Consider the following 22232-nt stretch of genomic DNA (forward strand, 5'->3'; position numbering starts at 1 on the left):
GGAGACGAATAAATGTCTGACGCTCAAATCGTGACTGAACGCGAAATCGATCGCTCAAAAATGGCCGTCTCTGATGAGGTTGCTATTGAAATCCAAGGGATGAACAAGTGGTACGGCACATTCCATGTGCTGCGCGACATCAACCTGACGGTTTACGAAGGGGAACGGATCGTGATTGCAGGGCCTTCTGGGTCCGGTAAATCCACGCTGATCCGGTGCATCAACCGCCTAGAGGAACATCAGGCGGGCAAAATCATTGTTGATGGAACCGAATTGTCTTCGGATCTGAAAAACATCGACAAGGTGCGCTCTGAGGTTGGGATGTGTTTCCAGCACTTTAACCTGTTCCCGCATCTGACCATTCTGGAAAACTGTACGCTGGCTCCGATCTGGGTGCGTAAAACACCCAAGAAAGAAGCCGAGGAAATTGCGATGCATTTCCTTGAAAAGGTGAAAATCCCTGATCAGGCGCACAAATATCCCGGCATGTTGTCGGGTGGTCAGCAACAGCGTGTGGCGATTGCGCGTTCATTGTGCATGAAGCCACGGATCATGCTGTTTGATGAACCGACATCTGCGCTTGACCCTGAAATGATCAAAGAGGTTCTCGATACAATGATCGAGCTGGCCGAAGAAGGCATGACCATGCTGTGTGTGACCCACGAAATGGGGTTTGCACGTCAGGTGGCCAACCGGGTGATCTTTATGGATCAGGGCCAGATTGTAGAGCAAAACGAACCAGAAGAGTTCTTTAACAACCCTCAAAGTGACCGGACCAAGCTGTTCCTCAGCCAGATTCTGGGCCACTAAACGGTCAATACAGTTCAAGAAGGCCTCGGATTTTTCCGGGGCCTTTTTTTTATGCGCCGATCAGATCGCGCGGCACGGTAAAATCAACGATCTGACCACGCCCCGGTGCCACGGCCGCCCAGTCGGTCACATCAAATTCGTAAATTGTGGTGGCACAGGTCGGATAAAGCGCGAATTTAGGATGGGCAGGGCGCGTCGCGGCCAAACCAACGGCCAGATCACCTATGCCCGGATTATGCCCAATCATCGTGACCGTATCCCCGTCAGTTACATCGCCCGCGCCGCGCAGAATCGTCAACATGGCCATCTGTGATGCCAGATACAGGTCCGGCAAAAACGTAACGGGTGTTGCGCCGTCAAAGGCCGCAGAAATCAGCCCATAGGTTTCCCGTGTGCGGCTGGCATCAGAACAGAACACATGACCAAGCGGCTGATTTCGCTGCTCTAACCACGCACCCACCGCCTTGGCTGAGGCGATGCCACGTGTGTTCAGCACCCGTTCGTGGTCTGACAATTCAAGGTTAGTCCAGCTGGATTTAGCGTGACGGATCAGGATCAGTTTCAAAGGCATCTGGATGAAAAGCTTTCATATGAAAGGCGGATTGCGCCGGATGTCGTTTGCCTTGGCCAATGGGGCAGGCCCGCCGCGCAAGGCACCCTTTTGTGCGACAGGTGTGTCCGGCGTTGGTTTCCAAATGGGCCTTGCAGGTGGCAACATCGTATTGCCCATTGGCAAAGGCATCCACCGGACAGGACGTCACACAGGGCTGCTGGCAGGTGTCACAAGGCGATGCGCGCTGTCCCTGCTGCGGGGCTGGTTTCGACAGCGCAATCGCCCCGCGATAGGAAATGAACAATCCTGATTGTTCATGCACCAACGGCCCGATCGGCGCAGAAAACGCCCGCCCAGATCGTTTGGCCCAGCCGATAAACGGCATAAAGGGCGGCCCGTCAGATGGAAAAAACGGCATCCCGTTCAATTCCGTCGCGATGCCCCCCAGCACCCGTTTTGACCAGCGATCCAACGGATGGGGCTGGCCATCCTGCGCCTCTGACGAGGCTCGAAACAGGGGCCAAAAATCGGGTTCATCCGGGGAAAACAGCACAATCGATTGCACCCATTCGGGCAGCGGATCATCGGCGTGACGGTGAACAATGCCAGAAACAAAGAGGCCGACAGATTTGGCCTGTGCGTGGATATCCACGCCTTGGGTCATGCAGAGGTTGGGGTGATCTGCGGATCCGTGTCACGGATGATGGACCCGGCGCCGTGGTCGGTAAACAGCTCTAGCAGGGACGCATTCGGCAGGCGACCATCCAGGATCACCACAGCGCGCACCCCGGCATCGAGCGCAGTCAACGCGGTTTCCGTTTTCGGGATCATCCCGCCCGCAATGGTGCCATCAGCAGTCATGTCACGGACCTGTTTTGGCGTCAGCTGCGTGACGATTTCGCCAGTCGCATCTTTGACGCCGGCCACATCCGTCAACAACAGCAAACGATCCGCAGCCAAGGCCCCGGCAATTGCGCCCGCTGCCGTATCACCGTTCACGTTGAAGGTTTCGCCATGTTCCCGACCCGTGCCCAAAGGCGCCACCACCGGAATGATGCCAGCGTCAAACATATCGCGCAGGACCTGAACGTTCATTTCAACGGGTTTGCCGACGAAGCCCAGTTCCGGATCATCAGCTTCGCAGACCATCAAACGGTCGTCTTTGCCAGAAATCCCCGCCGCGCGGCCGCCTTGTTCGGTGATTGCCTGCACGATGCGTTTGTTCACCATGCCCGATAGGACCATTTCGACCACTTCGACCGTGGCCTGATCGGTTACACGCTTGCCGCGCACAAACCGGCTTTCGATGTTGAGTTTATCCAGCATCGCGTTGATCATCGGACCGCCGCCATGCACCACAACCGGGTTCAAACCAACCTGACGCATCAACACAATATCGCGCGCAAAATCGGACATCGCATTGGCGTCGCCCATGGCGTTGCCGCCAAATTTGATCACCACAATCGCGTTGGAATAGCGTTGCAAATAGGGCAGGGCCTCGGACAGGGTGCGTGCGGTTGCGATCCAATCTCGGTTCATATTCTGCCTCTGCATGTTATTAGTCCAAACCCGCGATGATCGACCGAAGTGTTGGAATACCATCGCCTTTTTCTGACGATGTCAGAACAATTTCGGGATAGGCTGCGGGGTGTTTCGCCAGCGCGCCACGCACTTGGGTCAGGATCTTTTCGCGTTCATGGGCTTTGACTTTGTCGGCCTTGGTCATCACGCATTGAAACGTGACCGCCGCGCTGTCGAGCAGCGACATGATTTCTTCGTCGACGGGTTTTACCCCGTGGCGCGTGTCCACCAACACAAAAGCACGGCGCAAATTTTGCCGCCCTTGCAGATATTGTTTCAACAATGCCTGCCATTTGGCCACCACGGCGACAGGTGCATTGGCAAAGCCATAGCCCGGCAGATCGACCAGATAGGGGCCTTCTGTGGTGGTGAAAAAGTTGATTTCCTGCGTGCGCCCCGGCGTGTTTGAGGCCCGCGCCAGTTTCACCCGCCCGGTCAAGGCATTGATCAACGTGGATTTCCCAACATTGGACCGCCCGGCAAAGCAGACTTCGATCCGGTCCGCTTCTGGCAGGCCAGACATCGCAACCACGCCTTTTAGGAAATCGGTGTTTCCGGCGAACAATTTGCGGCCCTTTTCGCGGGTAATGTCATCTGGTTCTTCGGCCAGTGGAAAGGAAAGTTGCATCAAAGCACCTCAATCTTGTCACCCAGACGGATATCGCCGTCTTGGGTTACGGCGCCAAATACGCCAAAGTTTTTATGACCCCATTGGGATTGCAGAACGGTCAATGTGTTGCCGTCGCGCGCACCCGTTTCGGGGTTGTCATGTGTGTGCAGGCAGCGTTCGATCGGTTCGCGAATGTCGAACGTGACGTTGCCAATGCGGATCGTTTTGCCGATCCAGTCGAATTCCTGCCAAGGCGCCAACCCATCCAGCCAGATATTGCCCCGGAACCGGCGCATATCCAGCGTCATGCCGGCCTTGTTGGACAGGTCCCGCAAAGAGGCCAAGTTCAGGATCGAAACCGATGGCCATTTGCTGTCGGTCATGGCTTGGGATGCGGCGCGTACCAAACGGGCGGGCTGGACACGGCCGTCGGGCACCAATGGTTTGGACCAAGCAACAGCCGCATCCGGTGTGTCATCGGGCCAAAACACCAAATCATCCAGATCAGGATGGGTCAGGGTCAATTGCCGCGCATCCACATCCAGCGTTGCGTGGATCGCGGCCAATTGCGGCGCCCGCGCCCCCCGAGAAAAGTTCAGGCACCGAGCCCATCCGGACCCGTCGGCATCACTGTCTTCGTGGGCGATGGCCCAATGGCGATCCCATGGCATCGCCTGTCCCGCGCGCAAGACCACCTCTTCAAGCGCCTCGCGTCCGTGGCTCTTGATCGGGTGCCGCCATATGTTGGCGACAATCCCCATCACTTCTTCTCGGCTTCGGAACGATTGCCGAGGATGTTGCCGATCAGATCGGGACGATAGCCCTGACTGCGCATGATCAGATATTGCTGAATAAACGTGATCGTGTTGTTGGCAATCCAGTACAGCACCAGACCAGACGCAAAGTTGCCCAGCATGAACATGAACACCCATGGCATCCAAGCAAAGATCATTTTCTGCGTTGGATCGGTTGGGGCTGGGTTCAGTTTTTGCTGCAAGAACATCGAGATACCCAACAGGATCGGCAGAATGCCAAGGCTGATATAGGCCAGCATGGTTCCCGGCTCTGGTGGGGTAAACGCCAGCAGGCCAAACAGATTCAGGATCGAAGATGGATCCGGGGCGGACAGATCGTGAATCCAGCCGATCCATTCTGCGTGACGCAATTCGATGGTCACAAAGATCACTTTATACAGCGAAAAGAAGATCGGAATCTGCAGCAGAATGGGCAAACAACCCGAGGCAGGGTTCACTTTGTTCTTCTTATAAAGCTCCATCATGCCCTTTTGCATCTTCTCGCGGTTGTCGCCAGCTTCTGCTTTCAGGGCTTCCATTTCGGGCTGCAATTCCTTCATTTTCGCCATGGAAACGTAGGATTTATAGGCCAATGGCAGCAGCACGGCTTTGATGATCAGCGTCAACAGAATGATCGACCACCCCATATTGCCAATCAGACCATCGATGAAGTGCAACAAGGCAAAGATCGGTTTCGTCAGGAAAAAGAACCAACCCCAGTCAATCGCATCCAAGAATCGCTCAAACCCGTTTTTGTTCTGGTATTCGCGAATGGTTTCCCATTTCTGCGCCCCGGCAAACACATTGGATTCGGCAGAGGATGTTGCGCCGGGTTCAATGGTGCGGGTCGGATAGATGGTTTCGGTTTGGTAGATGGCGGTGGCTTCGGTGTAACGCGCCGCCGACCGGAATGCAGTGCCGGGCGATGGCAGCAGCGCCGTCATCCAATATTGGTCAGTAAAGCCGATCCAGCCGTTTTCCGTGACTTCGACGATTTCAGACACGCCTTGACCACGGGGGTCGGCATCCAGATCCTGCATATCGTCATATTTGATTTCTTCGCGCACGCCATCGGCCATGCGCACCACACCTTCGTGTTGGATAAAGAACCCAACGCCATCTGGGTCACCGTGGCGGGCAATGATGCCATAGGGGGCCATGGTCACCGCGGCGCCAGATGCGTTTTCGATGCTTTGTTCGATTGAGAACATGAAATTCTCATCAACCGAGATCGCACGGCGGAATGTCAGGCCCGCGCCATTATCCCAGACCAAGGTCACAGGCGTTTCGGGTGTCAGCGTTTCACCGGCTTCGACGTTCCAGATCGTGTTGGGACCGGGAACCGCATCGGGGGCAACGCCCGCGCCGGGGGCCCAGCCGAACAACGCGTAATAGGGGGCATCGGCGCTAAGCGGGGACAACATCCGCACCAGATCAGAATCTTCGTCCAGTGTTTCGCGATAATTCACCAACGATAAGTCATCGATCCGGCCACCTTGTAGGGAAATGGTCCCTGTCAGGCTGGGTGTTTCGACGGTCAGGCGCGGCGCTTCTGGCGCGTCTTCTACTTCGGCGGTCGCTGGGGTGCCATTGGTGGTTTCCACAGTTGGTAGGACCGCGCCATCAGGTACAACCTGTTCGATGATATCGGTCGCAGGTTCAACTGTTGCAACTTCTTCTGGTGGGAAAAGTACAAACCACACCAGAATAACGATGCCGCTGAGTACAGTTGCAAGAATGAGGTTCTTGTTTTGGTCGTCCATGTGTGCCGCCAATTGCCATGTTCTAGATCAGGCTGGTTCAACAGGCCGGGGGCTCAAAGGTCAAGCGATTTCCCCCATTTGCGAGGGGATAGGTGTGGTTTTTAAGGTGTTTTGATTGGAAAGCGCGGCGTTCAGCCGCTCTTGCGGTGGAATGGCGCGACATTACTGGACTGCTGCTGCGCCAACCATGTTGTGGCGTTGTCAAACGGCATCGGTCGTGCAATCCCGTATCCCTGCATATGGTGGCAACCGAGTTTGGCCAGCATGTCTAATTCTTGATCCGTTTCAACACCTTCGGCCAATGTTTCCAGCCCCAGACGTTCCGCCATCGTCAAAATGGCGGACACCATCATCTGTTGATCAGAATCGGTATCGATTCGGGTGATAAAGGACCGATCGATTTTGATCCGTTCGATGGAAAATCGTCGGATATTGGTGATCGACGCATGCCCCGTGCCAAAATCGTCCAGATCTAGACAGCAGCCTTGGCGGGCCAAACCCGCCAAATTGCGGATCACCACATCTTCGGAGCGATTTGCAACCACAGTTTCCAACACCTCGATGGATAGGCGTTCTGGGGTCAAATTATGCCGATCCAATTCCCATCCGATGCGGTCAACCAATTTGGGATTGCGCAGTTCCTCGTTTGAGAAGTTTACCGCCGCGCGGGGCACCTCAAACCCCATATCGTCCCATTTTCTGAGCGCTGACAGGGCCTGATTGACCATCAATTCCCCAAGGTTTTCCATCAACCCGGCCTGTTCCAAGGCTGGTAAAAATTCGATTGGCGGGATAAGCCCGCGGTCGGGATGGGTCCATCGCGCCAGCGTTTCAAATCCGGTGACTTTGCGATTGGCGGCATCGACCTGCGGTTGGTAATAGGCTTCGATTTGACCATTTTCCAAGGCACGCGCGACTTCTTCGCTCAGTGAATTTCGGGATGTGATCCGGGATTGCATGGCCTCGGAATAACTGCGAATGGCCGAAGGTGCGTTGCGCTGCGCTTCGATCAGGGCAGATGTCGCGGCCTTCATGATCTGTTCGCCGTTTGGGTTGTCCAACCGCGCAGCAAGGCTGAATCCAACAGACACCGAAACATAGACCTTGGCATGGCCAATGGGAATCGGGTCGGCGATGGCCTGTTGGATGCGGGTCGACATCTGGATCGCACTTTCCAGATCCAGCCGCATAGCGGGGGACAGGGCAATGGCAAATGTCGCGCCTTCTAGGCGTGCGGCGACGTCAGAATCGCGCAGCGTCTTTTCCAACCGGGTTGAGACCACACGCAAAATTTGTTCAATCGTTTCATGATCAAAGCGTTCTTCGAGCAACTTGAAATTGTCGATTTCCAGCAGGATCGCCCCCGTCGTGCGACCGTTTCGGGCGGAGGCGGACAATGCTTTGTCTAGGAACAACACGATATCGTCGCGCTGCGCCAACCCGGTTACGCGGTCGCGGCTGACCAATTGACGTAAATAATTCGTTTCGTCTGGCAGCAATGCCAGTGCCAGCGGAAAACACAGCGCCGCAATTGCCATCGCGGTTTCACCACCCAACAGATAGGCCGGCCCCGTGACAATCGGTATCAGCATAAGCCCGGCCGGACGCCGCAACACGGAAACGGCGCGTTCTATTCTGGTTTCGTTCTCGCGATAAGAACCGTGTGGCATTTCGTTTTCCCCTCAGCATATTTGACGGCAATGCAGCCAAATAGTGCAATCGGTGCCAAATTACCGACACAGTCCTGATGAGGGGGTTAACGCAGTTGCGGAATCTCGTTCGATTTTTCGCTATCTTGTTTAGAGATTTGCAAGCCTTTGAAATCGAACAGGTTTGGGTCCAGCAAATGGGACGGGCGCGAATTCATCAAGGCGCGAAACATTTTCTGGCGACGTCCAGGGGCGTTGGATTCCCAACCATCCAGCATCATTTTAACCTGTTGGCGTTGTAATCCGTCCTGCGATCCACATAGATCACAGGGGATGATCGGATAATCCAACGCGCGGGCAAATTTTTCGCAATCCACTTCGGCCACATGGGCAAGGGGGCGATAGACAAACAGGTCGCCTTCTTCGTTGACCAATTTGGGCGGCATCGTCGCCAATCGCGACCCGTGGAACAGGTTCATAAAAAACGTTTCAAGGATGTCATCGCGGTGATGGCCCAGTACAACGGCACTGCAGCCTTCTTCGCGGGCGATCCGATAGAGGTTCCCCCGGCGCAGGCGGGAACAAAGCGCACAAAACGTGCGGCCTGCGGGCACTTTGTCCATCACAATCGAATAGGTATCCTGATATTCGATCCGGTGCGGGACGCCCATTTTTTCCAGGAATTCCGGCAGAACCGTCGCCGGAAATCCGGGTTGGCCTTGATCCAGATTGCAGGCCAGCAAATCCACAGGCAACAGGCCGCGCCATTTCAATTCCTGCAAAACGGCCAGCAACGTGTAGCTGTCTTTGCCGCCCGACAGACAGACCAGCCAGCGCGCGCCGGGCTCGATCATGCCATATTGTTCAATCGCTTCTCGCGTATAACGCACGATCCGCTTGCGGAGCTTTTTAAACTCCGTTGTTTGCGGGGCGCCGTGAAACAGCGGGTGGATTTCTTCGTTTTCGTCCAACATAGCCTTGCCATAGGGGGAACCCGCCAAGGCGTCAATTGGTTGCTGCATCGTCCAATGGATCAGAGGCAATCAATGCGGCAACAATCGCGCGCGCGCTGTCGCTGTGCCAATCGGCGTCCCCTTGCAAGCGGGCGATTTCCTGTCCGTCACGATCCAGAATGATCGTCACAGGCAGGCCCAAAACCCCCATCGACCGCGCAAACCCCTGACGGGGATCGCGGTGATATGGCAGATTTGAAACCTCAATTTCGTCAAAGAACCGTTCGATGGCAGCAGGTGGATTGCGCCCCGTCGCGACGGTCAACACGTTGAAATCCGGCCCGCCAAATTCGGTCTGCAACGCGGATAGCGATGGCATTTCCTTGCGACAAGGCGCACACCAAGTGGCCCAGAAATTCAGCACCAGAAATTGACCCTCGTAATCGCCCAGCCCAATGGGCATGCCTTCGGAGCTTTCGAATGTTGCATCCGTGCTGGCCACGGGTTCAGAATGAAACGTCAATTTACGCATATCGCCGACGCGCAGCGCGTCCAATTCAGCCATATCCGCCAGCGCAGTATTTGCACTAAACCCAACCGCCGTATAAAGCAGCGCTGATCCAATAATTTTTCTGACCACTTTCATGGGGCCTCCTGACATGACCAAATCCTCAAACGCGATGTGGGGCGGCCGGTTCGCCGCTGGACCGGACGCAATCATGGAGGCCATCAATGCCTCGATTGGTTTCGATCAACGACTAGCGGCCCAAGACATCGCAGGTTCGCGCGCCCACGCCGCCATGTTGGCTGCGACAGGTATCCTGACTGATAAAGACGCCGACGCCATTCGGGAAGGCCTGCTCACTGTTTTGTCAGAGATTGAGGGCGGAACCTTCGAATTTTCCACTGCTTTGGAAGATATTCACATGAATGTCGAAGCGCGACTGAAACAATTGATCGGCGAACCGGCGGGGCGTTTGCACACGGGGCGCAGCCGGAACGATCAGGTTGCCACCGATTTCCGCCTGTGGGTGCGGGATCAATGTGATGCAGCAGAATCAGCGATTGTGGCTGTGATGCAGGCTTTGCTGGCTCAGGCCGAGGCGGGTGCGGATTGGGTGATGCCGGGCTTTACCCATCTGCAAACTGCGCAGCCGGTGACATGGGGCCATCATATGCTGGCCTATGTGGAAATGCTGGGCCGGGATCTGTCGCGCATTCGCGATGCCCGCAAACGGATGAACGAATCGCCTTTAGGGGCTGCGGCTCTGGCGGGCACTGGCTTTCCGATTGATCGGCACATGACGGCGCAGGCGCTGGGCTTTGATCGACCCATGGCCAATTCACTGGACGCGGTTGCGGATCGCGATTTCGCGCTTGAATTCATGTCCTGCGCGTCGATCAATGCCATGCATCTGTCCCGTCTGGCCGAGGAATTGGTGATCTGGTCATCGGCCCAATTCCGGTTTGTTGATATGGGCGATCAATGGTCCACCGGATCATCCATCATGCCCCAGAAACGCAACCCGGATGCGGCCGAATTGCTGCGTGCCAAAATTGGCCGGATCATGGGCGCCAATGTGGGTCTGATGATGGTCATGAAAGGCCTGCCATTGACCTATTCCAAGGACATGCAGGAAGACAAAGAACAAGTGTTCGATGCCGCCGACAACTGGCTGCTGGCCTTGGCCGCGATGGCAGGCATGGTCACGGATATGACCGCCAATCAGGACAATCTGCGCGCCGCCGCCGCCAGCGGATTTTCGACCGCAACCGATTTGGCGGATTGGCTTGTGCGCGAAGCCGGGCTACCGTTCCGGGATGCGCACCATGTGACCGGCGCGCTTGTGGCCAAAGCCGAAGAGAAGGGCTGTGATCTGCCTGATCTGACGCTCGAAGATATGCAAGCCGAACACGGCGACATCACCGCATCTGTGTTTGATGTGCTGACGGTTGAGGCCTCTGTGGCGTCGCGCATGTCCTATGGGGGCACTGCACCGGCACAAGTTCGCACGCAAATTGCACGTTGGAAGGACATTTTAAAATGAAGAAAATTGTATTTTTAATCAGCATGGTCGCCCTTGCATCCTGTGGCGCGGATGGCGCGCCATTTGAACCCACAGCCAATGCGGGTATCAGCATCGGAACCGGAGGGATCAGCACCAATTGTTCCGTGGGCACCAGCAATGGCACCGTTTCGGTCAATGTGGGCTGCTAATTGACACCATAATAAAACGTCGGGCGCGGGTTTTGCTGATCCGCACCTGACATTGCTGATCAAAATGGTCGTGATCAAAACGGCCCAGATCAAAACAGGGTTGGGCTTGGTTCTGTTTCTGCTAAGAAGCGTGAAACAGGCGAAGGGAACCCACATGGATCATTTTCTGTATCGTGACGGCGAATTATGGGCCGAAGATGTGCGGGTGGCCGACATCGCAGCCAAGGTTGGTACGCCTTTTTACGCCTATTCCACGGCCACATTGCTGCGCCATTTTCAGCTGTTTGATGAGGCACTGAACTGGGCCGACCATCTGGTCTGTTTTGCCGTGAAATCCCTGTCAAATCAGGCGGTTTTGACCACATTGGCCCGCGCAGGTGCGGGGATGGATGTGGTGTCGGGCGGGGAATATGCCCGTGCAATCGCCGCCGGCGTGCCCGGCGACAAAATCGTGTTTTCCGGCGTTGGCAAAACCCGTGATGAAATGCGCGCTGCCCTGACCGGTGGCATCCGTCAATTCAACGTCGAATCTGAGCCGGAATTGCTGGTTCTCAGCGACGTTGCGACCCAATTGGGCGTGATCGCCCCGATCGCGATCCGGGTTAACCCAGATGTGGACGCAAAAACCCACGCCAAAATCGCGACGGGTAAATCTGAAAACAAATTTGGCATCCCCATTGCCCGCGCCCGCGATGTCTATGCGATGGCGGCTGACTTGCCGGGGCTGAACCCGCTGGCCATCGATGTGCATATCGGCAGCCAATTGACCGATCTGGAACCGTTTCGGCTGGCCTATCAAAAGGTCGCTGAGCTGACCGAACAATTGCGCGCTGACGGTTTGGACATTCAACGCCTTGATCTGGGCGGCGGGCTTGGCATTCCATATGAGCGGTCAAATTCCGCGCCGCCATTGCCCATCGAATATGGGCAGATGATCCAGGAAACGGTTGGTCATCTGGGCTGTGAAATCGAAATTGAACCGGGTCGGTTGATCGCGGGCAATTCGGGCATCTTGGTCACCGACACGATCTATGTGAAATCCGGCGAAGGGCGGGATTTTCTGATTGTGGATGCGGCGATGAACGATCTGATCCGCCCCGCCATGTACGAAGCCCACCATGACATCATCCCGGTCAAAGAACCCGTCGCCGGGGCCGAACAGACAGCCTATGACATTGTGGGTCCGATCTGTGAAACGGGCGATACCTTTGCCAAGGCGCGCAATATGCCCCCCATCAAGGCGGGCGAACTGGTCGCATTTCGATCTGCGGGCGCATATGGCGCGGTGATGGCCAGCGAATACAATTCGCGCCCTTTGATTCCAGAAGTGCTGGTGGATGGGGATCAATTTGCGGTTATCCGCGCACGTCCCACCTATGAAGATATGATTTCGCGCGATACCATTCCATCCTGGCTGCAAGACACCTAAGCTTGGGGTCAGTGATTTAGGAGAAACCCCCTGACCCGGTCCAGACCTGTGCCCGACTCGGAATTGACCCACCTGAAACGACCCGTTGCATTGACGCATCTTGGGATCGTGGCAGAACGTGTTGTGCGGGCGTTTTGGCCCGTTTGGACGGTTGTGTTTGCAGGAATTGCCCCAGCGATGATGGGCTGGCAGGATGTTTTGCCCGTTGAAATCGTTTGGTTTTTCGCAGTGCTGGTGGTTTTGGCCGCAATCATTACCTTGGTCTATGGTCTGCGCCGTTTCAAATGGCCCGCACGATCCGAAGCCGTTGCACGTGTGGATGCCGCATTGCCCGGGCGCCCCATCGCGGCCATCGCGGATGAACAGGCCATTGGCGCCAGCGATCCCGCATCCCAAGCCGTCTGGAACGCCCATTTGGCCCGCATGGCCCGCCGGACCGAGGGGGCAAAACCGGTCGAACCTGATTTGCGTGTGGCGTCGCGCGACCCCTATGGGCTGCGGTATTTGGCGCTTTTGTGCTTTGTTGCGGCAACATTGTTTGGGTCACTATGGCGGGTCAGCACCCTGACGGACACGATCACCAGCGACACTGACATCGCCGTTTTGTCCGGCCCCACATGGGAAGGCTGGGTGCAACCGCCCGCCTATACAGGCAAACCGACGCTGTATCTGGCCGATATCACGCCGGGCACATTGCGCATCCCCGTCGGCAGCCGCATCATCCTGCGGCTTTATGGCGAAGTGGGCGCGCTGACCATTTCTGAAACCGTATCGGGCCGCGTGGACGACATCCCCCCCGCCAGCGCCGAAGAGCAAAGCTTTGAGGTGGTACAAGCCGGCACCCTGTCGATTGACGGCGAAAATGGCGCGGCTTGGGATGTGGTGCTGATCGCGGATGCGCCCCCCACTGTGTCCCTATCTGGCCCGATGGAAATTGAGGCGCTGGGCGAAATGGCCCAGCCCTTTGCGGCGCAGGACGATTATGCCATCATCGGCGGCACCGCCACAATTGCGCTGAACCTGCCCGCTGTGGACCGCCGGTTTGGCCTGCTGGTGGACCCCGATCCGATCGACCCGTTGGTTCTGGATTTGCCGCTGCCGATTTCCGGGGATCGCGATGATTTCCAAGAGCAACTGATCGACGATTTTTCACAGCATCCATGGGCCAATCTGCCGGTGACGATGACGTTGCAGGTCACAGACGCACCGGGGCAGGTTGGTCAATCTGAGGTCGCGGAACTGATCCTGCCGGGACGGCGGTTTTTTCAACCGGTTGCCAAAGCGGTGATCGAACAGCGCCGCGATCTGCTTTGGTCAAAATCCAATACGCCGCGGGTGGTCGATGTGCTGCGCGCCGTGTCGCATAGACCGGACGATATTTTCCGCCGCGAAACCACCTATTTACGGCTGCGGTTCACGCTGCGGCGCCTGTCCAACATGGCGGATCTGGGCCTGTCGGATGAAAATCGGGCTGAAATTGCGCAGGCTTTGTGGGATTTGGCGATCCAACTAGAAGAAGGCACATTGGCCGATGCCCGCGAACGTCTGGAACGCGCGCAGGAACGTCTGGCCGAAGCGATGCGCAACGGGGCCAGCGACGAAGAAATCGCCGAGCTGATGCAGGAATTGCGCGAAGCAACCGACGATTACATGAACATGCTGGCGCAAAATGCGCAGCCCCGTGACGATGGCACAGACCAGCCGGATCAGGCCGAAAGCGACCGGATGGAATTCACCATGGATGAATTGCAGGCCTTGATGGATCGGATCGAAGAGCTGATGCAAGAGGGTCGCATGGCCGAAGCCCAAGAGTTGATGGAACAGCTCAATGAGCTGATGCAAAACTTGGAAGTGGTGCAGGACCCCAATGCCCAAGGCGGCCCAGGCCAGCAAAGCATGCAGGACCTAGCTGAAACCCTGCGTGATCAGCAGGGCCTGTCGGATGACGCATTCCGCGAGCTGCAGGAACAGTTCAATCCCGGCAACCCGCAATCCCAGCCCCAACAGGGCGGCGATGGCGAGGGTGAGCAGGGCGAACAAGAAGGGCAGGGGCTTGGCCAAGGGGACAATCCTGAGGGTGGCCAGCAAAATGACCAAGGTGCAGGCGGCGAAGGTGACCCGCAACAAAGTCTGGCTGACCGTCAACGGGCGCTACGAGGCGAGTTGGACCGCCAGCGTGACGCATTGCCCAATTTAGGCGGTGAGGCCGCGGATGAGGCACGCGATGCGCTGGACCGCGCTGACGGGGCGATGGATCGCGCCGAAGAAGCCCTGCGCCAAGGCGATTTGGCCGAAGCGATTGACCGTCAGGCCGAGGCACTCAACGCCTTGCGTGATGGGATGCGCAGTCTGGGCGACGCGATCGCTGAAAATTCAGAGGATCAACCGGGCCAAGGCGGCGAAGATGGCGAACGCACCACACGCGCCCCCGGACAACGCGATCCGCTGGGACGTGAGCTGGGCGAAAATGGGCAATTGGGCAGCGAAGACAATATGCTGCAACAAGACGTGCAACGCCGCGCCGAAGAACTGCTGGATGAAATTCGCCGCCGGTCATCGGAACAAGACCGCCCCGAAGGCGAACGTAACTACCTGAAACGGCTGCTGGACCGGTTTTAGGGATTGCTAGGAAAGGCTAAACCCCGCCGTTTCTTTTTTCCTCGTTCTTAGATTGCAAAGTTTGGACCAGAAACAAGGCCATAGCCCCAGCTAGATTGACCGCCAGAGCGCTGTGACTCGGTTTGAAAGGAACGCGTGTGCGGCCCCCTGCATGTGCGTCGCCACCTTTATTCCGCCATACCCCGATATTTTGAACGACTTGATTACAGTTTCCTAAAATCTTTTTGATGACTTGTTCCTGATGCTGCGATGGTGCGAGCTGCAATAAACTTGAAGCTTCCCCGTATAGTTTCGGTACATCCCAGTTAGTCCCCCACGTTTCACCGCAATCTTCGATAATGTGTTTGCAGACTTCTTCAAGAAGTGTGCTGGCGGCCGTCACAGCGCCTTCCGGGTCATTAGTCCGTCGCTCCAACGCTTTGGCCCAGGCGGCTTGGACGGCAGGAGCATCATAAGCATTTAAACCATCCGTAATCGTGGGGTCTGCTGCGCCTCCGCCCTCTTCTAAGAAAGTTAAAAGTGGAATGAAGGCTTCTTGAACGTGACTTCGGCGTTTTGCCCATGAGCCCGGGCCACTTGCTACAGTGGACAATGCCGACCGAACTGAAGCTGCATCTTGTGAAGAACGCACAAAAGTCGGTAGAAGTTTCTTGCTTGCCGTATCTTCTATAAGTTTAAGTCTAACACTTTTATATTCAGCTTCGGAGCCACCTTCGGTCGTTAGACCAATGATATTGTTTTTAAGCAGCAACGCGCATTCCAAAAGGTCGTCAGGAATTTCTTGCGGGCTAAAACCATCGTAAGTCATTTTCAATCCGATAAAAGCTTTTAGAAATTGGTCATGGTATCAAAATAAGGGCAAGATCACCAATGCGTGACCTAGCTATATACCTGAAAACTTAAACAGAACAACATCGGTCGTTTTAGACTGCAAAGATGAATTGGGCGACACTTTCTGCCAGTGGCGATGAGGTCACAATGGAAAGCTGAGCATAAGGGCTTGGAGTTCCGCCTGAACCGTCAGCTTTCCGTTCAATGCCTGACAAATAAATGCTGCAGGTTAAACTGCGTCCACTTTGGGCGCAGTTTTTTACTCTGTCACCTCAGCCGCAGGCTCCGCTTCTGATGGGGTGGCTTCTTCGACGCTGCTCATCAAGGATTGCATTTTCAGATCAAGCCATAGCCGGGCGGCGTCCACTTTTTCCACATAGGTGGTCAGGGCTGGGTCCAGCGCAGGGACCATTTCGGCGATTTTCGGCTTTAACACATACAGCGCAAAGCCGATGATCGCGATCAGCACAATCAGGCTAAAGCCCCGGCGGAACCCGGATTTTTGCGCGACGGCTTCGGCTTGGACCGCGTCCATAGCAGTGCCTTCGGATCGGTCAGCCGTGTTGCGTAGGGTCGAGTTGATTTCTTCGATATCGGGCAACAGATCGCGACGCGATTCTGACAAATCCTCTGGGATGTCGGATTGTGCATCGACCATGTCCTGAACGCGGGATTTGTTGCGACTTGCGTCATCGCTGCGGGGGCGTTTGACCGGGCTTGGCTCTTGGATGCCCAAATCGGGTTGGCTTTCTAGCCCACCGGATTTTTCAGCAGCGCGCACTTGTTCTTCATGGGCGGCTTCTTCGCGCAGAATATCTGTGACCTCGGGCGTCAGGTTGCGCCGCCGCGCCATGGCGGCCGCAGGAACAACCGGATCGGCGATGTCTTCTTGTTCGGGCTCTTCTGCTGGCGGGTCTGTTTCTGCTTTGGGTTCGGGGTCTGGTTCCGGTGCCGTGACAGGATCGTCACCCCCGTCTTGGGGCGTTTCGGCAGTGGTCGCATCAGGCGCGTCGACCTGTCCGATCTCTTCTGCCAGCACAGATGCGCCCGGCTGTTCAAACCAAGTGTGTCCGCAATTTGAACATTGAACGTCCCGCCCCGCTTCTGGGACGACATCATCGGCGACTTCGTATTGAGCCCCGCAATTTGGACAAATTAGCCTCATTACCCTGTCCTTTCTGCACGGTTCAGCGCAGAATACCCTGTGTTGTTTCCTATTGTGTAACAATCAAAATCGAAATCTCCAAGCGATTGCATGCAATTGGCCGCTTTACTGTGGCATGTGTGATTGAAACTACGCGCGCAAACGGGCAGAACAAAACAAAGCAGGAAGGGTATCCGCGTGATTGAGTTGGACAATGTCGCCTATTCTTATGGCGGAGGAGAGTTGTTTTCCAATCTCTCGTTGACGTTAGCGCCGGGGTCATTTCATTTCCTGACCGGACCGTCTGGGGCGGGCAAAACCACGTTGCTGAAACTGTGTTACGGCGAATTGACCGCCACATCTGGCCAGGTGCGCCTGTTTGGCACCGACACCCGCGCCATGGATCGCGATCACGTGGCGCTGTTGAGGCGCAAGATTGGCGTGGTGCATCAGGATTGCCAATTTCTGGACCATTTGCCGATTTCTGAAAATATCGCATTGCCGCTGACCGTTGCCGGGCGCGGTGGTCAGGGGCTGGGCGATCTGCAGGATTTGATTGGCTGGGTCGGATTGTCTGCGCAGGCCAATCAATTGCCTCCGGAATTGTCGGGTGGGGAACGCCAGCGTGCCGCTTTGGCGCGCGCAGTGATCATGTCGCCGGACGTGATTTTGGCGGATGAGCCCACGGGCAATGTCGATTGGGACATGTCACAACGGTTGCTGACATTGCTGGTGGAACTGAACCGGATGGGGAAAACCGTGCTGATCGCGACCCATGACATGGCATTGATCCGCGCGGCCAAAGCGCAGGTTCAGTCGCGCGTATTGCGCCTGCAAAACCGGAAAATCACCATGGCGGGGGCGGATCTATGAAACTGAACCCAGCGCGATTACTGGATGTGATGGCGGGTGATCCTCAGGCGGATCGCGCCGTGCCCCCCACCGGGTTCACCGCCCGATTGACGCTGTTTTCCGCAGGCGCAATGGCGTTTTTGGCGGTGTTTGCGCTGGCCTTGTCGATGGCAACGGGCCGGTTGGCGGATCGCTGGGCATCTGAACTGGCGCGGACATCGACGTTGCGCATTTCAGCCCCCGCAGATCAGGTCGACGCACAATTGCGCGCCGCAATTGCGGTGTTGGAAACCACCCCGGGGGTCGAAGTGGCCCGCCCGCTAAGCCCGGATGAACAAAAGGCATTGCTAGAGCCGTGGTTTGGCCCGGACCTGCCGCTGGACACGTTGCCGATCCCGCGATTGATCGAAATCATCGAAACGGGGGACGGCTATGATGCAACCGGCCTGCGGGCGCGATTGCAGGCCGAAGTGCCCGGCGCCGTGTTGGACGATCACACCCGTTGGCGCGAACCTCTGGTTCATGCGGCTAACCGGCTGCGCAGTTTGGGGCTGATCGCGATTGTTCTGATCGCGGCGACCACAGCGGCGATGATCACATTGGCCGCACAGGCCGCATTGGCGGCAAATGCCCAAGTGATCCGTGTGATGCGACTGGTCGGCGCCCAAGATAGCTATATCGCCAAAGCGTTTATTCGGCGGTTCACATTGCGCGCAGCCCTTGGGGCGTTTGTGGGCATGATCTTAGGCTGCATCGCCATTCTGTTTCTTCCCAGCGCGGATGTGGCGGGTGGGTTTTTAACCGGCCTTGGCTTTCAGGGCGCACAATGGTTGTGGCCCCTTATCATTCCGATCCTCGCGGCGATCGTGGCGTTTTTTTCCACCCGTCATGCGGCGCTTAGAACCTTGAAAGAGCAATCATGAAATATGCAATTCAATGGCTTCGGTCCCTGATCTTTGTCGGGCAGATGTATTTTGTTCTGGCTGTGGTTGGCATTGTGTTTTTCCCTTGGGCGCTGGTGTCGCGCCATGGGGCGTTCGCGGCGGCGCATTTCTATTGTGCATGGGTCATGTGGACGGCGCGCTGGATGGTGGGCCTGAAAACCGAAGTGCGCGGCACCCCCCCGACAGATGAATGTATGATTGCCGCCAAACATCAAAGTTTTCTGGACATTATCATGATTTTCCACGCCGTGCCGCGCGGGAAATTCATCATGAAGCGATCCCTGCTATGGACGCCGGTGATTGGGCAATATGGCCTACGGATGGGCTGTGTGCCGGTCAATCGCGGCAAACGCGCCCAGGCGATCAAAAAAATGGTTGCTGATGTGAATGCTGGCACTGCGCATCCGGGCCAGTTGATTATCTATTCCCAAGGCACCCGTGTCGCCCCCGGCGTCAAACGCCCCTACAAGGTGGGGACCGGTGTTTTGTACGAACAATTACAGCAGGATTGCGTGCCTGTGGCGTGTAATGTTGGCGTGTTTTGGCCCCGCACCGGGATTTACCGCAAACCCGGAACGGCCGTTGTCGAATTCCTGCCGCGGGTGCCAGCGGGACAGGAACACCGTCAAATGCTTAAATCGCTGGAAAAGCTGGTTGAGGCCAAATCAAATACGTTGATGCGCGAAGCTGGGTTTACCGATATCGAGGAGTAAGTGGTGAAAAAGATTGAGACAATCGAAGCGCTAGAGGCGCTGTATGAACCTGCCGTCCCGGGATCCCTAAAGAAGGTCGCGCGACACATTACGCCGCTTTATCGCCAATGGATTGCTGCATCCAAGTTTTGCGTTCTGTCGACAATTGGCCCCGAAGGCACAGATGCAAGCCCGCGTGGCGACGATGGCCCTGTGGTGCTGGAACTGGACGAAAAAACCCTGGCCCTGCCGGATTGGCGGGGCAATAACCGCATGGACAGCCTGCGCAATATCGTGCGCGATGGGCGCACCAGCCTGATGTTCATGGTGCCGGGGTGCAATAACGTGGTGCGCATCAATGGCACGGCGATTTTGACCGATGATCCTGCGATGACCAACCGGTTTGAACAGGCGGGCAAACATCCCAAAACGGTGATCCTGTTCAGCGTGGATGAAATCTATTTCCAATGCGCCAAGGCGATATTGCGATCACGACTTTGGACGGAAACGGACCGCCCAGTTGTGCCCACAGCAGGCCAATTCCTAAAAGAATTGGACGCGTTGTTTGATGGGGACAGCTACGATGCGGGATATGCCGAATATGCCAAGGGTCGGATGTGGTGAAACGGATTGGTGCATTTTTGACCGGTGCGGCACTGTGTGGGGCGGTTCTGTTTGGGTATGACCGACTAACCACGCCTTCGGATTATGATGTCCTGCAGGCGGCGCTGTTTGGAAATTGCCTGCCTTATGTTGTTGAAAACAAACCCGCTTTTACGCAGTTTGGGAATGACATTGACGCGGATCAATTGATTGTCATGTCCCCCGAAAACGCAGCACGGTTTCAGCATTATGCGGAATTTGCAGATCAACGATTTGAAGCAGTCTGGGGGCGTTCCCAAACCAATGAAACAACGCTTCGTGTGTGCCAGATAACAACGCGATATTTGCAGGGGCAGCCGGGCGGTTTTGACGTGCCTTCGGATATTTGGTTACCCCAAACCATCGAGCAACTAGCCGATTATGGTTTGGTTCCAGAAGAAACAGTTCTCACCGATGGCCGGCGCACTCTGGCGTTTACCAAATCGGGTGTCGCGGATTTAGCCGGGTTGCGCATGGTGTTTGTGGCGCAACCCGATTTGATTACCAATGTGGTGGTGGCTCAGGGCGTCGACTGATTACGCCGCCAGCCCTTTGGACCCGATATCCAGAAACTTCTTGCGGCGTTCGTCGCGGATTTTAGCGCCGGATTTTTCGGACATTTCCGCGATCAAAGCGCTGATTGTTTCACCCACAGATGCCATCGTCGCAGCCGGATCGCGATGTGCGCCACCTTTGGGTTCTGGGATGATCTGATCACACACACCCAGTTCCGTCAGATGCTGAGCGGTCAGGCGCAACGCTTCGGCGGCTTCGCGCATCTTTGCGGCGTCTTTCCACAGGATCGATGCGCAGCCTTCGGGGGAAATCACCGAATAAACCGAATGTTCCAGCATCGCGACTTTGTTGGCGGTGGCAAAGGCAACCGCGCCGCCGGATCCGCCTTCGCCGATCACAACACTGACCAATGGCACCTGAATTTGCAGACATTTTTCGGTGCAGCGGGCAATCGCTTCGGATTGGCCGCGTTCTTCGGCACCTTTGCCGGGATAGGCACCCTGCGTGTCGATCAGGGTCACAACCGGAATGCCAAACCGATCGGCGAGGTCCATCAAACGGATCGCTTTGCGATAGCCCTCGGGGCGGGCCATGCCGAAATTGCGCTGGATGCGGCTTTTGGTGTCGTGGCCCTTTTCGTGGCCGATTACCATCACCGGTGCGCCGTTCAAACGGGCCAGACCGCCCATGACGGCGTGATCATCCGCAAAGTTCCGATCCCCGGCCAGCGGCGTATATTCGGTGAACAACGCATCAATGTAATCTTTGCAATGGGGGCGGTCAGGGTGACGCGCCACCAGACATTTGCGCCACGCGGTCAGGTCACTATACATCGTGTCCAACATTTCAGCCGCTTTGGCATCCAGTGCCGCGGCCTCTTCTTCGATATCCATTTCTTCGTTAGATCTGGCCATGGCGCGCAGCTCGGCGGCTTTGCCTTCGATTTCGGCCAATGGTTTTTCAAAGTCGAGATAATTGGTCATCAACGCGTTCCTTACGATATCGGGTGATATATGACGTTGTGGCAACCTGTTTGCAACTCAGCTTGTGTTCCCAACGGGTGCTGTGCCTCACAAAGTCTGGAATTCCGTCCTTGATCGCGGTCCAGCGACCGGTCACTTTGGCGTCATCAATCTTAGGGAGACCCAAAATGAATTTCAAACCACTTGCTTTTAGTTTGTTATGTGCCGTCGCACCGATGGCCACACCTGCCTTTGCCCAAGATGTCAATTTCGGCAATGATGACGGCGAGTGGGCCCGGGATGGGGAATGTGATGACCGCCGTTTTGTCGGCCCCGGCATGGCCTCTGGTCTGAGCTGGGTTTATGTGGGCATGGATGCCACCGATTGTCGGGCGGCCTATGATGCGGGGGAGGTGCGGTTGTGGAACAGCGCCGATTCCCATGCGGCCACGACCTGTGCGGCGATTGATTTTGGCAATGATTTGGGCGCTTATCCCCAAGATGGCGAATGTGATGACATCCGGTTTGAGGGCCCGTCGACGGCTTCATCTCTGGATCCTGCGAACTTGGGGGGGGACGCCACGGATTGCACGCGGCTATGTGCGTTCGGGGTTATTTCCCTGCGCGATTACTGATCCGATCATTTCAGCAAGACATGTTAATTGGGCTT

Annotated in this window: 23 protein-coding genes; 11 read left to right on the top strand and 12 right to left on the bottom strand. The window is 56.2% G+C overall.

Annotated elements, in window-relative coordinates:
* Positions 1-12 precede the first annotated feature (12 nt).
* On the top strand, positions 13-810 hold the full coding sequence (locus AB1F12_RS02695) for an amino acid ABC transporter ATP-binding protein (RefSeq protein WP_368186392.1): 798 nt from the start codon (positions 13-15) through the stop codon (positions 808-810).
* A gap of 49 nt (positions 811-859) precedes the next feature.
* Here AB1F12_RS02695 and AB1F12_RS02700 read toward each other — a convergent pair whose 3' ends face one another.
* The 9 genes from AB1F12_RS02700 to AB1F12_RS02740 all read right to left on the bottom strand — a co-directional run bounded on the left by AB1F12_RS02700 (position 860) and on the right by AB1F12_RS02740 (position 9359).
* On the bottom strand, positions 860-1381 hold the full coding sequence (locus AB1F12_RS02700) for a histidine phosphatase family protein (RefSeq protein ID WP_368186394.1): 522 nt from the start codon (positions 1379-1381) through the stop codon (positions 860-862).
* The gene (locus AB1F12_RS02705; protein WP_368186395.1) at positions 1347-2015 is read right to left on the bottom strand and encodes a ferredoxin; all 669 of its coding nucleotides are present in this window, start codon (positions 2013-2015) and stop codon (positions 1347-1349) included. The genes AB1F12_RS02700 and AB1F12_RS02705 overlap by 35 nt, the downstream gene beginning before the upstream one ends.
* Positions 2016-2023: 8 nt before the next feature.
* On the bottom strand, positions 2024-2902 hold the full coding sequence (gene argB / locus AB1F12_RS02710; RefSeq protein ID WP_368186397.1) for an acetylglutamate kinase: 879 nt from the start codon (positions 2900-2902) through the stop codon (positions 2024-2026).
* 19 nt (positions 2903-2921) lie between these two features.
* On the bottom strand, positions 2922-3572 hold the full coding sequence (gene yihA / locus AB1F12_RS02715; protein ID WP_368186398.1) for a ribosome biogenesis GTP-binding protein YihA/YsxC: 651 nt from the start codon (positions 3570-3572) through the stop codon (positions 2922-2924).
* The gene (locus AB1F12_RS02720) at positions 3572-4315 is read right to left on the bottom strand and encodes an MOSC domain-containing protein (protein ID WP_368186400.1); all 744 of its coding nucleotides are present in this window, start codon (positions 4313-4315) and stop codon (positions 3572-3574) included. Before AB1F12_RS02720 ends, yihA begins: the two co-directional genes overlap by 1 nt.
* On the bottom strand, positions 4315-6111 hold the full coding sequence (gene yidC / locus AB1F12_RS02725) for a membrane protein insertase YidC (protein ID WP_368186401.1): 1797 nt from the start codon (positions 6109-6111) through the stop codon (positions 4315-4317). Before yidC ends, AB1F12_RS02720 begins: the two co-directional genes overlap by 1 nt.
* 131 nt (positions 6112-6242) lie before the next feature.
* On the bottom strand, positions 6243-7781 hold the full coding sequence (locus AB1F12_RS02730) for a putative bifunctional diguanylate cyclase/phosphodiesterase (protein ID WP_368186403.1): 1539 nt from the start codon (positions 7779-7781) through the stop codon (positions 6243-6245).
* Between the two features lie 86 nt (positions 7782-7867).
* Positions 7868-8734, bottom strand: coding sequence for a tRNA 2-thiocytidine(32) synthetase TtcA (gene ttcA, locus AB1F12_RS02735; protein WP_368188236.1), 867 nt, complete (start codon positions 8732-8734; stop codon positions 7868-7870).
* Between the two features lie 31 nt (positions 8735-8765).
* Positions 8766-9359 (bottom strand): TlpA disulfide reductase family protein, encoded by a 594-nt coding sequence (locus tag AB1F12_RS02740; protein ID WP_368186404.1) that lies wholly within the window; start codon positions 9357-9359, stop codon positions 8766-8768.
* Positions 9360-9372: 13 nt separating this feature from the next.
* Here AB1F12_RS02740 and argH point away from each other — a divergent pair, with 13 nt between their 5' ends.
* The 4 genes from argH to AB1F12_RS02760 all read left to right on the top strand — a co-directional run bounded on the left by argH (position 9373) and on the right by AB1F12_RS02760 (position 14979).
* A complete protein-coding gene (gene argH, locus AB1F12_RS02745) occupies positions 9373-10761 on the top strand; it encodes an argininosuccinate lyase (protein ID WP_368186405.1) in 1389 nt (462 codons plus the stop codon).
* Positions 10758-10931, top strand: a complete 174-nt coding sequence (locus tag AB1F12_RS02750; protein ID WP_368186407.1) for a hypothetical protein — start codon at positions 10758-10760, stop codon at positions 10929-10931. Before argH ends, AB1F12_RS02750 begins: the two co-directional genes overlap by 4 nt.
* A 154-nt stretch (positions 10932-11085) precedes the next feature.
* Complete coding sequence (lysA, locus tag AB1F12_RS02755) at positions 11086-12360, top strand: diaminopimelate decarboxylase (RefSeq protein ID WP_368186408.1); 1275 nt, start codon at positions 11086-11088, stop codon at positions 12358-12360.
* Positions 12361-12408: 48 nt separating this feature from the next.
* Positions 12409-14979, top strand: coding sequence for a TIGR02302 family protein (locus AB1F12_RS02760; RefSeq protein ID WP_368186409.1), 2571 nt, complete (start codon positions 12409-12411; stop codon positions 14977-14979).
* A gap of 16 nt (positions 14980-14995) precedes the next feature.
* Here AB1F12_RS02760 and AB1F12_RS02765 read toward each other — a convergent pair whose 3' ends face one another.
* Both AB1F12_RS02765 and AB1F12_RS02770 read right to left on the bottom strand, forming a co-directional pair.
* The gene (locus AB1F12_RS02765; RefSeq protein ID WP_368186411.1) at positions 14996-15787 is read right to left on the bottom strand and encodes an abortive infection family protein; all 792 of its coding nucleotides are present in this window, start codon (positions 15785-15787) and stop codon (positions 14996-14998) included.
* A gap of 282 nt (positions 15788-16069) precedes the next feature.
* Complete coding sequence (locus AB1F12_RS02770; protein ID WP_368186412.1) at positions 16070-16975, bottom strand: zinc-ribbon domain-containing protein; 906 nt, start codon at positions 16973-16975, stop codon at positions 16070-16072.
* A gap of 177 nt (positions 16976-17152) precedes the next feature.
* Between AB1F12_RS02770 and AB1F12_RS02775 the strand changes: the two genes are divergently transcribed.
* From AB1F12_RS02775 to AB1F12_RS02795, 5 genes are read left to right on the top strand one after another with little or no spacing between them, the layout of a single operon-like run.
* The gene (locus AB1F12_RS02775) at positions 17153-17827 is read left to right on the top strand and encodes a cell division ATP-binding protein FtsE (protein ID WP_368186414.1); all 675 of its coding nucleotides are present in this window, start codon (positions 17153-17155) and stop codon (positions 17825-17827) included.
* Positions 17824-18729, top strand: a complete 906-nt coding sequence (locus AB1F12_RS02780; RefSeq protein WP_368186416.1) for a cell division protein FtsX — start codon at positions 17824-17826, stop codon at positions 18727-18729. Before AB1F12_RS02775 ends, AB1F12_RS02780 begins: the two co-directional genes overlap by 4 nt.
* Complete coding sequence (locus tag AB1F12_RS02785; protein ID WP_368186417.1) at positions 18726-19463, top strand: lysophospholipid acyltransferase family protein; 738 nt, start codon at positions 18726-18728, stop codon at positions 19461-19463. Before AB1F12_RS02780 ends, AB1F12_RS02785 begins: the two co-directional genes overlap by 4 nt.
* Positions 19464-19466: 3 nt before the next feature.
* Positions 19467-20066: a pyridoxamine 5'-phosphate oxidase family protein gene (locus AB1F12_RS02790; protein WP_368186419.1), complete on the top strand. Its 600-nt coding sequence runs from the start codon at positions 19467-19469 to the stop codon at positions 20064-20066.
* On the top strand, positions 20063-20620 hold the full coding sequence (locus AB1F12_RS02795) for a hypothetical protein (protein WP_368186421.1): 558 nt from the start codon (positions 20063-20065) through the stop codon (positions 20618-20620). Before AB1F12_RS02790 ends, AB1F12_RS02795 begins: the two co-directional genes overlap by 4 nt.
* On the opposite strand, the gene AB1F12_RS02800 is transcribed toward AB1F12_RS02795, so the two are convergent.
* A complete protein-coding gene (locus AB1F12_RS02800) occupies positions 20621-21583 on the bottom strand; it encodes an acetyl-CoA carboxylase carboxyltransferase subunit alpha (protein WP_368186423.1) in 963 nt (320 codons plus the stop codon).
* Positions 21584-21750: 167 nt separating this feature from the next.
* Between AB1F12_RS02800 and AB1F12_RS02805 the strand changes: the two genes are divergently transcribed.
* Positions 21751-22197, top strand: a complete 447-nt coding sequence (locus tag AB1F12_RS02805; protein WP_368186424.1) for a hypothetical protein — start codon at positions 21751-21753, stop codon at positions 22195-22197.
* The last annotated feature ends 35 nt before the right edge of the window (positions 22198-22232 follow it).

It is taken from the genome of Aestuariibius sp. HNIBRBA575 (assembly GCF_040932005.1).
GTDB lineage: Bacteria > Pseudomonadota > Alphaproteobacteria > Rhodobacterales > Rhodobacteraceae > CANLNM01.

Excerpts from the sequence above, each read along its gene's own strand:
- AB1F12_RS02695 (WP_368186392.1), top strand. The coding sequence starts at position 13 with ATGTCTGACGCTCAAATCGTGACTGAACGCGAAATCGATCGCTCAAAA.
- AB1F12_RS02700 (WP_368186394.1), bottom strand. The coding sequence starts at position 1,381 with ATGCCTTTGAAACTGATCCTGATCCGTCACGCTAAATCCAGCTGGACT.
- argB (WP_368186397.1), bottom strand. The coding sequence starts at position 2,902 with ATGAACCGAGATTGGATCGCAACCGCACGCACCCTGTCCGAGGCCCTG.
- yihA (WP_368186398.1), bottom strand. The coding sequence starts at position 3,572 with ATGCAACTTTCCTTTCCACTGGCCGAAGAACCAGATGACATTACCCGC.
- AB1F12_RS02720 (WP_368186400.1), bottom strand. The coding sequence starts at position 4,315 with ATGGGGATTGTCGCCAACATATGGCGGCACCCGATCAAGAGCCACGGA.
- yidC (WP_368186401.1), bottom strand. The coding sequence starts at position 6,111 with ATGGACGACCAAAACAAGAACCTCATTCTTGCAACTGTACTCAGCGGC.
- AB1F12_RS02730 (WP_368186403.1), bottom strand. The coding sequence starts at position 7,781 with ATGCCACACGGTTCTTATCGCGAGAACGAAACCAGAATAGAACGCGCC.
- ttcA (WP_368188236.1), bottom strand. The coding sequence starts at position 8,734 with ATGTTGGACGAAAACGAAGAAATCCACCCGCTGTTTCACGGCGCCCCG.
- AB1F12_RS02740 (WP_368186404.1), bottom strand. The coding sequence starts at position 9,359 with ATGAAAGTGGTCAGAAAAATTATTGGATCAGCGCTGCTTTATACGGCG.
- argH (WP_368186405.1), top strand. The coding sequence starts at position 9,373 with ATGACCAAATCCTCAAACGCGATGTGGGGCGGCCGGTTCGCCGCTGGA.
- AB1F12_RS02750 (WP_368186407.1), top strand. The coding sequence starts at position 10,758 with ATGAAGAAAATTGTATTTTTAATCAGCATGGTCGCCCTTGCATCCTGT.
- lysA (WP_368186408.1), top strand. The coding sequence starts at position 11,086 with ATGGATCATTTTCTGTATCGTGACGGCGAATTATGGGCCGAAGATGTG.
- AB1F12_RS02765 (WP_368186411.1), bottom strand. The coding sequence starts at position 15,787 with ATGACTTACGATGGTTTTAGCCCGCAAGAAATTCCTGACGACCTTTTG.
- AB1F12_RS02770 (WP_368186412.1), bottom strand. The coding sequence starts at position 16,975 with ATGAGGCTAATTTGTCCAAATTGCGGGGCTCAATACGAAGTCGCCGAT.
- AB1F12_RS02780 (WP_368186416.1), top strand. The coding sequence starts at position 17,824 with ATGAAACTGAACCCAGCGCGATTACTGGATGTGATGGCGGGTGATCCT.
- AB1F12_RS02785 (WP_368186417.1), top strand. The coding sequence starts at position 18,726 with ATGAAATATGCAATTCAATGGCTTCGGTCCCTGATCTTTGTCGGGCAG.
- AB1F12_RS02800 (WP_368186423.1), bottom strand. The coding sequence starts at position 21,583 with ATGACCAATTATCTCGACTTTGAAAAACCATTGGCCGAAATCGAAGGC.
- AB1F12_RS02805 (WP_368186424.1), top strand. The coding sequence starts at position 21,751 with ATGAATTTCAAACCACTTGCTTTTAGTTTGTTATGTGCCGTCGCACCG.